Consider the following 12,534-nt stretch of genomic DNA (forward strand, 5'->3'; position numbering starts at 1 on the left):
GCCGTCGCGGCCGGGGTGCCGGCGCTGGCCGACACCGACGGCACCCGGCCCGTCCCGGCCCGCTGAGCGGGCTCACTTCTCGAGGCGCTCCAGCCGGTCGAGGATCGCGCGGCCCCGCCCGGAGGTCTCGTCGAGGGCCACCGGGTAGCCGCCACGCAGCGCCACCGGCGTGAACGACAGGTCGGTCACGCCCTGGTCGTCCAGTGTGAGGTGCAGGATGGCCGAGTCGGTCTGCTCGGCGCCCTCGGGGTAGCCGTCGAACACGAAGTTGCCCAGCCCCCAGGCCACCGCCGTGCCGTCCTGCGGGTCCTGCCGGTAGCCCTGGAGCACGTGCGCGTGGTGGCCCAGGACGGCCGTGGCGCCGGCGTCCAGGGCGGCCTGTGCGATGGCGCGCTGTTCCTCCACGAGGAAGGTCTTGTTCTCCCGCCCGGCGTGCATCACCACGAGCACGTCGTCCACCTGGTCACGGACCGCGGCCACGTCCTGGGCCACCTGCTCGGGGTGTCCCCAGGCGACGCCGGCGCGCTGGGAGGTGGCCTCCCACTGCTTGTTGGAGAAGAAGATGCGGGCGTTGTCGGCAGGCACGTCCATGTAGCTGAGCACTGCGATCCGCCGGCCGTTGGCCTCCAGGACCGCTGGCTCGCGGGCGGCCCGGGGGTCGGCGCCGGCCCCCGAGTGCGGCAGCCCCGCCTGGTCGAGGGCACGGACGGTGGAGAGGATGCCGGGCTCGCCGAAGTCGTAGACGTGGTTGTTGGCCAGGCTCACGTGGTCGAAGCCGGCGTCCAGCAGCACCTCCGGCGAGGAGGGCGGCGACATGAAGGTGTACCGCTTGTGCTGCCGGTCGCCCTGGTCCCGGGCGGTGCCCAGCGTGGTCTCGAGGTTGCCCAGCGTGAGGTCGGCGGAGGCCAGCTCGTCGGCGACGCCGGCGAACACCCGGGACCCCCGGCCCGCGGTGATGTCACCGGCCGCCCGGTGGGCGAGCTTGAGGTCGCCGACGACCGCGAGGTGGACCGGGCCGGCGGCTGGGTCGTCGGGACGCTGCGCGGGCGGCACCACGGCACCCTCCGGGGCGGGGTCGGAGGAGGGCGAGGGCTCGGAGGAGCTGGGGGCCGACGGGTCGGCGGAGGCCGCGGTGGACGGGGAGTCCGACGGCTCGGACGACGCGGACTCCCCCGGCGAGCCGGTCACGGGCGAGGAGGCGGTGGTCGCGGTGGAGCCGGTGGACGGGTCCTGCCCGGACTGCTCGGCACACCCACCCACGACGATCGACGTGGTGGCGGCAGCGGTCAGGGCGAGGGTACGGCGCGGGGAGATCACGCCCGGCACCCTAGGGGGTAGCACTGTCAGTCGGCTGTCACGCCCCGCCGCGGTCCGGGTGCCTGCAGGCTGCCACCGTGACACCATGGCGCGCGTGAATCGACTGACACACCTGCGCAGGTGGGAACCCAAGGGTCTGGAGGCCCTGCGGGTCCGCAATGACGATGCCCGACGCGCACCGGATCGCGACCCCGACTCCGTGGGCGACCGCAGCGAGGTCATCGCCCGGGGGTTCCGCTCCACGGCGGCGTTCGCGGGCCGCCTCCTGCTCGTCATGGCGGCGCTGGGGGCCGTGCTGTGGCTCGTGGGCAAGCTCTGGGTGGGCGTCCTGCCCCTGCTGCTGGCCCTCATCCTGGCCTCGGTGCTCCAGCCGGTGGCCCGGCTGCTGCGCTCCTTCATGCCCAACGGTCTGGCGGCCCTGACCACGGTGCTCGGGGCGCTGGTGCTGCTGCTGGCGGTCCTCTCGGCCATCATCCCCTCGATGGTGGACCAGAGCGGCCAGCTGGCCGAGCGCACCGTCACCGGCATCGAGCAGGTGCAGGACTGGGCCTCCCGGCCGCCGCTGAACATCCAGGACCAGCAGGTCAACAAGGCGATCGACCAGCTGACCACCAAGATCCAGGACGCCAGCGGTGAGATCGGCAAGGGTGTCTTCAGCGGCGTCGCGGCCGTCGGGTCGGCCTTCGTGACGGCCCTGATGACCCTGGTGCTCACCTTCTTCTTCGTCCGCGACGGCGACCGCTTCCTGCCGTGGGTGAGCCACCTCTCGGGACGCGCCGCGGCCCCGCACATCACCGCCCTGGGCACCCGCCTGTGGAGCACCCTCAGCGGCTACGTGCGCAGCCAGGCCATCATCTCGGCGGTCGACGCCACCCTCATCGGCATCGGCCTGGTGGTGCTCGGCGTGCCGATGTGGGGTGCCCTGGCCATCCTCACCTTCCTCGGTGGCTTCGTGCCCATCGTGGGTGCCGTCACGATCGGTACGTTGAGCGTGCTCGTGGCGCTGGTCTCCGTGGGCCTCACCAAGGCGCTCATCCTGCTGGGCATCGTGCTCTTCGTGCAGAACGTGGAGGGCAACATCCTGCAGCCGATCGTGCAGGGCAAGGCCATGCAGCTGCACGAGGGCATCGTGCTGCTCTCGGTGGCCGTGGGTGGCTCCATGTGGGGCATCCCCGGCGCCTTCCTGGCCGTCCCGGTGGCCGCGAGCGTGGTGGTGGTGCTGCGCTACCTCAACGAGCAGGTGGACCTGCGCTCCATGGACGACCCGGAGACCCGCGCCCGCCGGCAGGACCTGCTGGAGGACGAGGAGACCCGCCGGGAGCAGGAGGAGTCCCGCGAACCGACCGCTGTGGTGCCGGTCTGCGTCGACTCCGACGGCCAGCCGCTGGACCCGCAGCCGGGTCCCGACGGTCCCCGCGACCGCGGCAGCGGAGCCACCGTGGAGGGGCTGGACCCCGAGCGCGGCTGAGGCCGCAGCGGGTCCTGACACGACGGAGCCCCACGCGCCGGAGGGGGGATGGTGCGTGGGGCTCCGTCGTGCGTGCCGGCCGAGGGGGTCGGCACGCGGCTCGGGGGATCGTCAGCTGGCCTTCTTGGTCACGCCGCGACGGTCGCGCAGGTACTGCAGGCGCTCCTCGAGGAGCTCCTCGAGCTCCGGGATGGAACGGCGCTCCAGGAGCATGTCCCAGTGGGTGCGCACCGGCTTGGTGGGCTTGCGCTCCGGCTCCGGGCCGTTCTCGAGCTTGGCCTCCTTGCCGCAGCGGCACTCCCACAGGGCGGGGAGTTCGGCCTCCACGGAGAAGGGCAGCTCGGTGACGTGGCCCTCGGGGCAGTTGTAGCGCACCAGCTGTCGCTCGCTGAAGGTGACGTTCTCGTCGCTCTCCATCGACAGGGCGGACAGGTTGGTGCCACGCAGGGAACGCTCGGCCATGCTTGTACTCCTGATGCCCCGGCGAGGGGGCGGACGCTGGGTGACTGGTGGTCCGTCGGTGGGCGTCGGCGCGGTCTCGTGACGCGCGACGGCCCGTGCCACGCACAGGTGAACGCACGGTGACGTGCGCGTGTTCCCGGGTGGCCACCCCGATGGGGTGTGAGGTGCCGCTGCAGAGCGGCAATCCGTCAGTGTGCCAGAGGTGCGGTGTTCACCGCCAGTTCACGGCCCCGTGGCGTGGCACACCTCAGCGCGACCACCGGGGCGGGTCGACGATCTCGCCCTCGAGCACCTCGTCCTCCCCCGCCGTGGCGGACCCTGACGTGCCCGCACCCGGGCGGGGCGGACTCGTGCGCGCGTCGTCGGTGGGGGTGCCGAACCCGGAGGGTCCCGCGGGGCCACTCCCCCAGGCGCCGAAGCCCATCGGCTCCTCGCCGAAGGGGTCGCCGCCGATGAGGCCGCCGAGGAGCTTCTTCTCCACCACGCGCTGCAGCACCCGGCGCGTGATCGGCCGGGTGAAGGGCACCACGAGGAACAGGCCCATGGCGTCGGTCACGAAGCCGGGGGCCAGCAGCAGCGTGCCGCCCACCAGCACCAGCGCGGCGTCGGTGAGCTGCCGCGAGAGCTCGTGGCCGGTGGCCAGGGAGTTCTTGAGCAGCTTCCAGGTGCGCGAGCCCTCGCGCGTGACCAGCCAGGCGCCGAGGCTCGACCAGAAGACGAGCATCAGCAGTGTCCACCCGATGCCGATCTGCTGGCCGACGCTGATGATGACGGCGACCTCCAGCATCGGCATGACCAGCAGCAGCACGCTGAGGGCCACCATCCAGCGGGGGCGACGGCGCCGGGTGCGCCCGGCGCCGGAGGAGATCACACGGGGGCTCACCGGTGGCCCAGCTCCTGAGTCCGGCCGCGGCCCAGGGCGCGGCGCACCTGGCCGAGGCGGTGCTCCACGGCCCAGCGTGTCACCCGCACCAGCGACTCCTTGACGATGGAGGAGTCCATCTTGGAGTTGCCGCGCTCGCGCTCGATGAACTCGATCGGCACCTCCACCACGCGCATGCCGGAGCGGACCGCACGCCAGGCCATGTCCACCTGGAAGCAGTAGCCCACCGAGTCCACGGTGGTGAGGTCCATGGCGCGCAGGGCGCTGGCGCGGTACACGCGGTAGCCGCCGGTGGCGTCGCCCAGCGGCATGCCCAGGGCGATCTTGATGTACAGGTTGCCCGCCATCGAGATGATCTTGCGGTCCAGCGGCCAGTTCACAACGCTGCCGCCGGGCACCCAGCGGGAGCCCAGCACCAGGTCGGCACCGCGGTCGGCGGCCTCCAGCAGCAGGTGCAGCTGCTCGGGCTGGTGGGAGCCGTCGGCGTCCATCTCCACCGCGGCGTCGTAGCCCTGCTCCAGGGCCCACGCGAAGCCGGCGAGATAGGCGCGTCCGAGGCCCTCCTTGCCCTTGCGGTGCAGCACGTGCACCTGCGGGTCGGCAGCGGCCATGCGGTCGGCGATCTCACCGGTGCCGTCCGGGGAGTTGTCGTCCAGCACCACCACGTCCACCTGCGGGGTCGCGGCGCGCACGCGCCCGACGATCCACTCGATGTTCTCGGCCTCGTTGTAGGTGGGGATCAGGACGGCCACGCGCTGCAGGGGCGCGGTGCGGGCGGTGGTCTGGCTCACGGGGTCTCGTTCTCCATCGGGTCTGGGGTGGTCGCCGGTGCAACACCGGGAGACGTCCGGGTCATCCCATCATGCCGCGCGGTGTGCGCCGGTCCCCCGAGGGGCCGACGTCGCCGTGGCGCGGCGCGGCAACAGCCCGGCGCTGGTGCCCAGGGCCGCGACGGCGCCGAGCACCCAGGTGGGCCAGTTGCCCAGGCGGGTGGCCGGCGTGGTCGCGTCGTTGAGCGGGGCGGTCACCGAGAGCAGGGCGGGCTCGTACAGGCCGGTCTGCGTCCGCCCGTCGTGGGTGGTCAGGGTGCGCCCGTCGGGGCCGATGACGGCGCTGGTGCCCATGGTGCTCACCTGCGCCACCGTGCGGGCGTGCTCCACGGCCCGCACCCGGCTGATGGCCAGCTGCTGGGTGGACTGGGCGCCGTGGCCGAAGCTCGCGTTGTTGGTGGGCACGAAGAGCATGCCTGCGCCGCGCTCCACCGGGTCGCGCATGAGGTCGTCGTAGGCCACCTCGAAGCAGATGCCCAGGCCCAGGCGCAGCACCCCGTCCTGTGAGACTTCCCGGCGCACCGGCAGGTCCATCACCCCCGGGGCGGCGCCGGCCACGAAGTCCTGCGGCACGAGGTCGGCCTTCGCGGTGATCGCCCGGACGAGGGGCCGCAGCGGCACCCACTCCCCGAAGGGCACGAGGTGCTGCTTGTCGTAGCGGGCCACGGGACCCTGCCCGGGCAGGTACTGCAGCACCGCGTTGCTGGGGCCCGGGCCGGGCTCGCGCGGGATGGCGCCGAGCAGCATCGGGGCGTCGACGGCCAGGCTCGCCTCGGCCACCAGCTCGGCGGCGCGCTGGTCGGTCAGCGGGTTGGCGTCGGCGGCGTTCTCCGGCAGCAGCACCACGTCCGGGGCGGGGCGCGTGCCGTCCGCCACCTCGCGGGCGGCCTGCTGCACCAGGGCGGTGTGGTTGGTGAGCACCTGGCGGGCGCCGTGGTCGAACTGGAAGCCGGTCTGCGGGGCGTCGCCCTGCACCGCCAGCAGCTCGACCTCCGGGCCGGTGGGGGTGCTCAGCGGCAGCAGCAGCGGCGATGCCGTGAGCGCCCCGGCCGCCGCGAGCGACCCGGCCGCATGCCCCCATCGCGCCCGGGCCGCGGCGAGCACGGCGACGGCCAGCACTCCCCCGGTGGCGGCCACCCAGGCGGAGAGCCCCGCGGCGGTGAGGTACTGCGCCACCGGCAGCGTGGGGGCGTGGGACTGAGAGAAGGCCAGTCGGGCCCAGCTGAAGCCGCCCCACGGCTGGGATCCGCGCAGCCACTCCTGGGAGACCCACAGCGCGGCGGTGAGCACGGGCAGGGCCACGGCCTCGGCGGCCGGCCGCAGCCGGGAGGTCCACCGCTGGGTGGCGGCCAGGGCCCACCCCATCGGCACGAGGTAGACGGCTTGGAAGACCGCGAGGGCGAGCCACGCCTCGACGCCGAGGTAGACGCCGGACCACGGCAGGAGCGGCACGAAGGTGCACAGGCCGGCCAGCAGGCCCAGCAGGGCGCCGGTGCGCAGCCGGGCACCGCGGGTGGCCAGGGTGAGGAGCGCGACCCCCGGGGCGGCGGCCCACCAGAGGTCGGCGTCGGGGTGCGCGAGGTACACGAGCGTGCCGCCCACGGCGGCGGCGAGCACGCGTTGGAGGAGGGCGACCACGCCGGGAGTGTAGGCGCGACGCTGGCTGCGTCGCCCCTCGCCCCCGGTACGTCGCCGGCTGACCGTGCGGTGACCGAGAGGACCACGCCGTTGGGGCCGCGGTCGGGCCGGCTGGGTGCCGACACGTCCACGTTTTCTACTGAGCGTGGTCCTCCCGGTCACCGGGCGCCCCGTGGGGAGCCATCGGTGATGCGCAGAAACTACCTGCTGGCTGGCGCGAGTCAATCCGGCCCTGACCTGCGCAAACGGACGTTTTCGCAGGTCAGGGGCGGGTGCCTCGCGGGTGAACTACATCGTGGGGATTCCGCTGGACTGCGCCAGGTGGCCGTCCACCACGGTGAGCAGGGCCTGCGGCGTGGAGGAGTCCGCCACCCAGTCGTCGAGATCCCGGGCCACGGTGGGCACGCGGGTGTCCCAGAGCACCAGGTCGTCCTCGCCGCCGCGGCGCAGGGTGCCCCCGGCCCGCCCGGCGGCGTGCCACCCGGCCTGCGTGTGCAGGGCCAGGGCACGCGGCGCGGTGAGCAGGCCGCCGGGGTTCTGCGGGCGCACGCACGAGCGCAGGGCGCCCCACGGGTCCCAGGGGGTCACCGGGGAGTCCGACCCGAAGCACACCGGCGCGCCGAGCTCGTCCAGGCGGCGCCACGGGTTGGTCTCCTGCCAGCGGCGGCCCAACCGAGTGGCGTAGAGATCGTCCCCGCCGCCCCACAGGCCCTCGAACATCGGCTGCATGGAGCAGGTGACCCCGAGGCGCGCGAAGGTGCGCATGGCCTGGGGGGAGGGCAGCTCCACGTGCTCGATGCGGTGGTGCGCGGCGCGCACGGCGGCGTCGCCCAGCTGCCGGGCGGCCTCCTCGAGGGCCTCGGCCGCCACCTGCACCGCCGCGTCGCCGATGGCGTGGAACCCGCCCTGCACCCCGGCCCGCGTGCAGGCCACCAGGTGCGTGGCGGCCTCCTCGACGGTGAGGTACAGGTCGCCGGTGGTGTCCGGGGCGTCGCTGTACGGCTCGAGCAGGCCGGCGTTGCGGGCGCCGAAGCTGCCGTCCAGGTAGAGGTCGCCGCCCAGCCCGATGACGCCGAGGGCCTGCCGCAGGTGGGAGGCGCGCACCGGGTCGTCGACCCACTCCCCCCAGTAGGCGTCCGTGCGTACCGTGCCGGCTCCCCCGGCGTCGACCACGTCGCGCACGTCGTCGGGGCTGGTGAGATTGGGCGCGCCCATCTCGTGCACCGTGCCCACCCCGGCGCGGGCCGCGGCATCGAGGGCGAAGGCGATGTTGCGGCGGCGGGCGTCCGGGCCCACGCTCGCCGCCCAGGCGGCCACCACCGCGTCCTGGGCGGCCCGGGTGGCGGTGCCCACGCCGTCCCACCCGTCCTTGCTGGCCACCTGGGCCACGGCCGCCAGGGAGGAGGACACCGTGGCGGCGTGCATGTCCACACGCGGGGCGTAGACCACCCCGCCGCCGGAGGCGCGGTCGAGCTCCGCGGAGGTCATGGCCCGGTTCTCCGCCCAGTGGGTCTCGTCCCAGGAGTGGGCGAACACCGGAGTGCCGGGGCGCTGGCGGGCGGCCTCGGCGATGCGGTCCAGGGCCTCGCCGACGCTCCGGGTGCCCGCCAGGTCCACCCCGCCGAGCACCTCACCGGTGGCCGAGACGTGCGCGTGGGCGTCCACGAACGCCGGCGTGACCAGGCGCCCCTCACCGGCCAGGACGTGGGCCTCGCGCAGCCCGGAGGTGTCCGGCGCCCGGTCGGCCGGACCCAGCCAGGCCACGCGGCCGGCCTCCAGCACCACGGTCTGCCCCGGCACCGGCAGGGTGTCGGGATTCCACAGCGTGACCTGCTCCAGGACGATCGTCTCCATGGCGCCAGTGTGGGCCAGCAGGCCCCGGCGCGCGCCGCGACCCACCCGGCTTGGCAGGATCGGGGCATGAGGATCCCCACCACGCCCGCCACGCTCGCCCTCGACGCCGCCGGCGTCCCGTGGACCGGCCACGCCTTCGGCCACGAGGACGACGTGGAGGGCTACGGGCAGGAGGCTGCCGAGGCCCTCGGGATCCCCGAGGAGCGCATCTTCAAGACGCTCGTGGTGGACTCCGGGGCCAAGGGCCGCCACGAGCTGGCCGTCGCCGTGGTGGCCGTGGCCGACCGCCTGGACACCAAGGCCGTGGCGCGTGAGCTGGGGGTGAAGCGCTGCTCGATGGCGGACGTGGCCGCCGCCGAGCGCGCCACCGGCTACGTGGTGGGCGGCATCTCCCCCTTCGGGCAGAAGACACGCCTTCCGATGCTCGTGGACCAGCGCATCACCGACCACGGGACCGTGTTCGTCAGCGGAGGGCGCCGCGGCTTCGACGTGGAACTCTCCCCCGACGCGCTGCTCACCGCCACCGGTGCACGGCTGGCCGACGTGCGGCAGGCCTGAGGCGCCTCACTCCCCCAGGTGGGCGAAGGCCGTGCGGTTCTCCCACGGCGTGGTGAGCACCATCGTGGTGGTGGTGGAGCACCGTGCGGTGGAACGGATCTCGGCGATGAGCTCCTCCAGCACGCTGGGCCGGCTGACGCGCACCAGCAGCACGTAACTGGCCGACCCGGCCACCGACCAGCACGCCTCGATCTCCGTGAGGTGGTGCAGGCGCTCGGGCACGTCGTCCGGGGCGCCGGGGTCGAAGGGCGTCAGCGAGAGCAGCGCCGTGATCGGCAGACCCGCCGCCTCGGGGTCCACCACCGCCCCGTAGCGGCGGATGACCCCGTTGTCCTCCAGCCGGCGCACGCGCTGGTGGGCCGCGGAGGTGGACAGGTGCACCCGCTGCGCCAGCTCGGTGTAGCTCATGCGGCCGTCCTGCGAGAGGTGGCTGACGATGGAGCGGTCGGTGGCGTCGAGTTCCTGGGGCACGGGGCCAGCGTAGGCGGCCGGCGTCCGCGCCACGCCGCCTACGCTGAGGGTGTGACCGACGCACCACTGATGCTCATCGACGCCGCCAGCCTGTACTACCGGGCCTTCCACGGGGTGCCCGACCGTCGCCGCGACCCGGCCGCCCCGCCCACCAACGCCGTGCGGGGTCTGGTGGACATGACCGCCTCCCTCGTGGCGCACCGCTCCCCCGGCGGCCTGGTGATGTGCTGGGACGACGACTGGCGGCCGGCCTTCCGCGTGGAGGCCATCCCCTCCTACAAGGAGCACCGCCTGGCGCCCGGCGACACCACGGGCACCACCGAGGACACGCCGCCGGACCTCGTGCCGCAGGTGCCCGTCATCGTGGACCTGCTGGCCGCCCTCGGCATCGCCCGGGTGGGGGCGCCGGGGTACGAGGCCGACGACGTCATCGGCACGCTGGTGGAGCGCACCGCCGGGCGCCGCCCCGTGGAGGTGGTGACCGGCGACCGCGACCTCTTCCAGCTCGTGGACGACGCGGCCGGGGTGCGCGTGCTCTACACCGCGCGCGGCGGGGTGCGCGACGCCGACGAGGTGGACGAGTCCTGGCTGGTGCAGAAGTACGGACTGGCCAGCGGGCGCGCCTACGCGGAGATGGCGGTGCTGCGCGGCGACCCCTCGGACGGACTGCCCGGCGTCAAGGGCATCGGCGAGAAGACGGCCGTGCAGCTGCTGGACACCTTCGGGTCGCTCGCCGGCATCACCGAGGCGCTCGACCGCGGCGACGACCGCCTCAAGGGGGCCCGCCGGGCGCGGCTCGAGGAGGGGCGCGACTACCTCGCCGCAGCGCCCCGGGTGGTCGACGTGGCGCGCGACGCCCCGCTGGAGGTCACCGACGAGGCGCTGGCCCTGCCCCGGGAGGTGGCCGACCCCGCGGCGCTCGCCGACCTCGTGGAGCGCTACGACCTGGGCGGGCCCGTCGGGCGCCTGCTGGACGCGCTGGGCCTGCCGCCGCTGGCCTGACCGCGGCGACCCCGCACCGGGGAGGGGCGCAGGGCCGACCCAGCCCGGCTCAGTCCACGCGGTCGGCGGCCACCACGCCGCGCAGCACCTGCTGCATGGCCTTGCGGGCCGTGCCCTGCACCGAGGCGTGGGGAGAGGCCAGCTCCACCTGGCCCAGCAGGTCCACCACCTGCTTGGCGCGGCGCACGAAGTCCCCGGCCGAGAGGTCCGAGTCGCGCAGCACCGTCTCCAGGCGCACCCCGGTGGCCCACCGGTGCACCATCCACGCGATGCCGGCGTCCGGCTGGTCGGTGGTGGGCAGGTGGTGCTCGGCCTCCGCGTCCTCGATGCGGGACCACAGGTCCACCATGCGGTCGTAGGCCTTCTCCACGCGCGGGGTGGGCATCGACGGGGTGATGGAGACCTCCCCGCGGCGCGGCTCGTGCACCACGATCGACACCGCCGCGGCCAGCTCGGCGGCGTCGAGGCCCTGCCACAGCCCGCGCTGCAGGATCTCGGCCACGAGCAGGTCCTTCTCGGTGTACGTCCGCTGCAGGACGCGCCCGGCCTCGGTCACCTCCTGCCCGTCCTCCGAGAGGTAGCCCCACTCGGTGAGCAGCGCGCAGAGGCGGTCGAAGGTGCGGCTCACGGTGTGGGTGCGTCGGGCCACCTTGCGGCGCAGGCCGGCGGTCTCCCGCTCCAGGGTGTGCAGGCGCGTGGCCCAGCGGGCGTGCTCCTCCCGGTCCGGGCAGGCATGGCAGGGGTGGCGCCTCAGCGCGGCCCGCAACTCGTCGATGCGGTCGACCCCCGAGGCGCCCCGTGCACCGGTCGAACCCTCACCCTGCACCTCAGGGTGGGCGGCGGATCCCTCCTCCCGGGCGGTCAGGGGCGGGTCGGCGTCGGGCACCTTGGCCCGCATCGTGGCGGCCAGGTCCTTGCGGTCCTTGGGCTTGCGCGGGTTGAACCGTTGCGGAAGCTGCACGCGCCCCTGCACCACCGGCGGCTCGTCGAGGTCGGCGGCCACCACGGTGCGCAGCCGTCCGGCATCGGTCACCAGGGCCACGTCGTCGTGCTGCTTGCGCACCCCGTGCGTCCCGGTGATGACCACCGCGCGCCCGGCCCGGCGCCCCGAGCCGATACGGATGACGTCACCGGGCACCAGCTCGCCCAGGGCGATCTCCACCTGCGCCCGCCGGGCCGCCCCGCGCTGCTTGGCCGCGTCCTTCTCCGCCTGCGTGAGCTCCTGGCGCAGCGCGGCGTACTCCGAGAAGTCGCCCAGGTGGCACTCCATGGCCTCCCGGTAGCCCTCCATGGCCTCGGTGTTGCGCTCCACGGACCGGGAGTGCCCCGCCATCGCGCGGTCGGCCTGGAACTGGGCGAACGACTCCTCCAGCAGCGTGCGGGCGTCCTGCCGCCCCAGCCGGTCCACGAGGTTGACGGCCATGTTGGGCGAGGGTCGGAAGCTCGAGCGCAGCGGGAAGGTGCGGGTGGAGGCCAGACCGGCCACGTGCGTGGGGTCCACCCGCGGGCCGGCCAGCACCACGGCGTGCCCCTCCACGTCGATGCCGCGGCGCCCCGCCCGGCCCGTCAGTTGGGTGTACTCGGCCGGGGTGAGGTCGGCGTGCGTCTCGCCGTTGAACTTCACCAGCTTCTCGATGACGGTGGTCCGCGCCGGCATGTTGACGCCCAGGGCCAGGGTCTCGGTGGCGAACACACACTGGATGCGCCCGGCGGCGAACAGCTCCTCCACGATCTCGCGGAAGAGCGGCAGCATGCCGGCGTGGTGGGCGGCGTAGCCGTTGGTGAGGCCTTCCACGAAGTCGTGGTAACCCAGCACGCCGAGGTCCTCGGGGGCCACCGAGAGCACGCGCGCCTCCACCTCGTCGTGGATCGCCTCGCCCTCCTCGTCGCTGATGAGGCGGGTGCCGGCCGAGAGCAGCTGGCGCACCGCGGCGTCGCACCCGGCCCGGCTGAAGATGAACACGATGGCCGGCAGCAGGCCGTCCTCGTCCAACGCGCGCACCACCTGCGCCCGCGAAGGGGTGCCGGTGCGCCGGGCGCCGGCCGGCCCG

Annotated in this window: 11 protein-coding genes; 3 read left to right on the forward strand and 8 right to left on the reverse strand. The window is 74.3% G+C overall.

Features of this window, described 5'->3' with window-relative positions; all coding sequences use genetic code 11:
• Positions 1–72: 72 nt before the first annotated feature.
• Positions 73–1,317 (reverse strand): CapA family protein, encoded by a 1,245-nt coding sequence (locus tag HMPREF3099_RS01760; protein WP_070703481.1) that lies wholly within the window; start codon positions 1,315–1,317, stop codon positions 73–75.
• Positions 1,318–1,411: 94 nt separating this feature from the next.
• On the opposite strand from HMPREF3099_RS01760, the gene HMPREF3099_RS01765 reads away from it, so the two are divergent.
• Positions 1,412–2,785: an AI-2E family transporter gene (locus HMPREF3099_RS01765; RefSeq protein ID WP_237769697.1), complete on the forward strand. Its 1,374-nt coding sequence runs from the start codon at positions 1,412–1,414 to the stop codon at positions 2,783–2,785.
• Between the two features lie 111 nt (positions 2,786–2,896).
• Here the strand turns inward: HMPREF3099_RS01765 and HMPREF3099_RS01770 are convergent, their stop codons facing one another.
• The 5 genes from HMPREF3099_RS01770 to HMPREF3099_RS01790 form a co-directional block, all read right to left on the reverse strand.
• Positions 2,897–3,247, reverse strand: coding sequence for an RNA polymerase-binding protein RbpA (locus HMPREF3099_RS01770; protein WP_070703482.1), 351 nt, complete (start codon positions 3,245–3,247; stop codon positions 2,897–2,899).
• Positions 3,248–3,494: 247 nt separating this feature from the next.
• Positions 3,495–4,130 (reverse strand): FxsA family protein, encoded by a 636-nt coding sequence (locus tag HMPREF3099_RS01775; RefSeq protein WP_237769698.1) that lies wholly within the window; start codon positions 4,128–4,130, stop codon positions 3,495–3,497.
• A complete protein-coding gene (locus tag HMPREF3099_RS01780; RefSeq protein WP_070703483.1) occupies positions 4,127–4,921 on the reverse strand; it encodes a polyprenol monophosphomannose synthase in 795 nt (264 codons plus the stop codon). The genes HMPREF3099_RS01775 and HMPREF3099_RS01780 overlap by 4 nt, the downstream gene beginning before the upstream one ends.
• 69 nt (positions 4,922–4,990) lie before the next feature.
• The gene (gene lnt / locus HMPREF3099_RS01785; protein ID WP_070703484.1) at positions 4,991–6,598 is read right to left on the reverse strand and encodes an apolipoprotein N-acyltransferase; all 1,608 of its coding nucleotides are present in this window, start codon (positions 6,596–6,598) and stop codon (positions 4,991–4,993) included.
• 288 nt (positions 6,599–6,886) lie between these two features.
• Complete coding sequence (locus tag HMPREF3099_RS01790; protein ID WP_141761931.1) at positions 6,887–8,452, reverse strand: amidohydrolase; 1,566 nt, start codon at positions 8,450–8,452, stop codon at positions 6,887–6,889.
• A 66-nt stretch (positions 8,453–8,518) separates the two neighbouring features.
• Between HMPREF3099_RS01790 and HMPREF3099_RS01795 the strand changes: the two genes are divergently transcribed.
• Positions 8,519–9,010, forward strand: a complete 492-nt coding sequence (locus HMPREF3099_RS01795) for an aminoacyl-tRNA deacylase (protein WP_070703486.1) — start codon at positions 8,519–8,521, stop codon at positions 9,008–9,010.
• A 6-nt stretch (positions 9,011–9,016) separates the two neighbouring features.
• On the opposite strand, the gene HMPREF3099_RS01800 is transcribed toward HMPREF3099_RS01795, so the two are convergent.
• A complete protein-coding gene (locus HMPREF3099_RS01800) occupies positions 9,017–9,481 on the reverse strand; it encodes an Lrp/AsnC family transcriptional regulator (protein WP_070703490.1) in 465 nt (154 codons plus the stop codon).
• A gap of 69 nt (positions 9,482–9,550) precedes the next feature.
• Between HMPREF3099_RS01800 and HMPREF3099_RS01805 the strand changes: the two genes are divergently transcribed.
• A complete protein-coding gene (locus HMPREF3099_RS01805; protein ID WP_070703487.1) occupies positions 9,551–10,483 on the forward strand; it encodes a 5'-3' exonuclease in 933 nt (310 codons plus the stop codon).
• A 49-nt stretch (positions 10,484–10,532) separates the two neighbouring features.
• Here the strand turns inward: HMPREF3099_RS01805 and HMPREF3099_RS01810 are convergent.
• The coding region (locus tag HMPREF3099_RS01810) for a DEAD/DEAH box helicase (RefSeq protein WP_070703488.1) at positions 10,533–12,534 on the reverse strand (2,002 nt) is incomplete at its 5' end.

The sequence above is a fragment of the Kytococcus sp. HMSC28H12 genome, assembly GCF_001816045.1.
Lineage (GTDB): Bacteria > Actinomycetota > Actinomycetes > Actinomycetales > Dermatophilaceae > Kytococcus > Kytococcus schroeteri.

Bases quoted from the DNA above. Each gene is read 5' to 3' on its own strand.
- HMPREF3099_RS01790 (WP_141761931.1), bottom strand. From the start codon at position 8,452: ATGGAGACGATCGTCCTGGAGCAGGTCACGCTGTGGAATCCCGACACC.
- HMPREF3099_RS01805 (WP_070703487.1), top strand. From the start codon at position 9,551: ATGCTCATCGACGCCGCCAGCCTGTACTACCGGGCCTTCCACGGGGTG.
- HMPREF3099_RS01795 (WP_070703486.1), top strand. From the start codon at position 8,519: ATGAGGATCCCCACCACGCCCGCCACGCTCGCCCTCGACGCCGCCGGC.
- HMPREF3099_RS01770 (WP_070703482.1), bottom strand. From the start codon at position 3,247: ATGGCCGAGCGTTCCCTGCGTGGCACCAACCTGTCCGCCCTGTCGATG.